Source organism: Caballeronia arationis (assembly GCF_001544975.2).
Lineage (GTDB): Bacteria > Pseudomonadota > Gammaproteobacteria > Burkholderiales > Burkholderiaceae > Caballeronia > Caballeronia arationis.
In genome coordinates this window covers 1-2,043 of record NZ_FCOG02000377.1, presented here as the reverse complement: position 1 = coordinate 2,043, position 2,043 = coordinate 1, and the positions used below count along the sequence as shown (strand labels likewise).

2 pseudogenes are annotated in these 2,043 nt (G+C 57.5%); one reads left to right on the top strand and one right to left on the bottom strand.

Going from position 1 to position 2,043, the window contains the following annotated elements:
• Positions 1–101: 101 nt before the first annotated feature.
• Positions 102–940 (top strand): annotated as a pseudogene (locus tag AWB81_RS42380) (IS91 family transposase); the annotation flags it as partial.
• A gap of 764 nt (positions 941–1,704) precedes the next feature.
• On the opposite strand, the pseudogene AWB81_RS46250 reads toward AWB81_RS42380, so the two are convergent.
• Positions 1,705–2,043, bottom strand: a pseudogene (locus AWB81_RS46250) (IS4-like element ISCku4 family transposase); the annotation flags it as partial.

The following is a 2,043-nucleotide window of genomic DNA, read 5'->3' as shown; positions in this document are numbered from 1 at the left end:
CAGATGCCCGTCCTCATGGAACGCCAGCCACTCGCCTTCGCTTCCCTCCCACTACCGCTTCAGCGGTTTAGTACAAGACATGTAACGGAGTGCACTCCGTTACATGTCGCAATAGGCATTGCCCCAAGTGTCAATCGCTCGCAAGGGCGCAATGGCTCGAGCATCGTCAGGCCGACCTACTTCCCGTCCCATACTTTCACGTCGTTTTCACAGTGCCCGATGAGATCGGAGCCATCGCCTTCCAGAATAAACGCACCGTCTCGACCACCGGCATCTCGGAGCCATTGTTGGATTCATCGCTATCCTCCACACATGGGGGCAGAACCTGATGCATCATCCTCACCTGCACTGTGTGGTGCCAGGCGGCGGATTGTCATTGGACTCCGCCCGCTGGGTGGCCTGCAGGCCGGGCTTCTTCCTCCCCGTGCGGGTACTATCTCGACTCTTTCGGCGACTGTTCCTCGAGCGATTGCGAGACGCCTACGACGCGGGAGCCCTACAATTTTTTTTCTCGCTGGCGCCCCTGTCGGATCGAAGCGAGTTCGCACGCTATTTGAGTCATCCGAGAACGATCGACTGGGTTGTCTACGCCAAAGAGCCCTTTGGCGGTCCGCAACAAGTGCTCGACTACCTGGGACGTTACACCCATCGCGTCGCGATATCCAACAAGCTACCGCTCGGACTTCAGCGGATTCGTCACTATGGCTTGCTCAGTAATCGTCTCCGCGCGTCGCGCCTTGCGGAGTGCCGTCGACTGTTGCACGCACCGCCAGCCGCCCAAGCCGCGACGAAGTCACAAGCCGGCTACCGTGAACGCTATGAGGTTCTAACGAGTCGATCGCTGTATCGTTGTCCTGTTTGCGCTCAAGGCCACATGGTATGCGTGGAATGTCTGTCTGCCGGGGCGTTGCCACGAGCACCGCCACTGGGCCCGGCATGACACCCGCCTTTGCGCTTACAGATCATCAGAACTGGACCGTATCGTCCTGTCCAGCGCACCTACCTTTGTCCGTGCGCCTGTCGGCGGTGCGAATGGAGTCGCTAAGGCCGGTGAATTGGCGCTCAAGTCATTGTCGCTTCCGCCGCTTACCCCGATGCTCGCAACTTCAATGCAAGTATTGCGGCCACACCATCTCTCGGGCGACACCCGCAAGCATCTAATGCCCATAGGGAACACGCTTGGTGGAGCGGTTTAGCTCACAGACTTTTATGCGGAACGGAGACGGCCTGCTCAGCCGTCCTGCCGGCGCGGTAGCCGTCTCCGCTCCGCATAAAATACTCTGCTTTATCACCATTGAGTTTAATGGTCGAACTACATCCCTGCCCTTGCTTCACTTGACAGATCGCATTGATCTAACGTCGCTTTCGACTTTTAGGCAACGCGTCGCTTGGAACCTGCGACACCTCCTTTGTCTCGTTCAGCGAGTGCCTCAACACGGCGCTCCAGCGCCGAAACCTGAGCCAGTTGAGTTGGTAGTAACGCGTAGCCAGCGCGCAGTTCTTGAAGACGTGCTATCCAATAAGGAGGGGGCCAGCGGGGAGGCGACCCCCTGGAATAAACTCAGTAGTCCTATACGTCGTATTATATGAGTAAGCTCGCGATCAGCTTCGCGCGACGTACGCTTTGGAACGTCGCGCGGTGCCTCGTTGATTTTTTGACTTTGTTTTCTGCTCAAGAGTGCCGAGTTCGGCACAGTCTTGGGGTTATGTGGCCAGTCGGAACATCTCGAAGGTGTCAGGGTCCTGCCTTTCGGCGATGAATTTCGCGAAGAAATTGGTTTTGGCGCTATTCACGAGAAATTCGGGCAGGCATTGTCGTAGTGCACTGGCGACAACCAACTCCGATGGAGGGATGCCGGGACGGATGGTGCGCAGCCAGGATCCAAAGGAACTCCAGACGAGTGAAGGGAATACCGCTGCCAGGTACTGAAGCAGTCCCTGGCAGACGATGCCAGCCTGAATGAAGACGTGATAGGCGTGGGTCTTGCGCTTGACGGCGTCGCGGTACTCGGGCGACTCGCGATGAAGGTATTGATCGCCGTT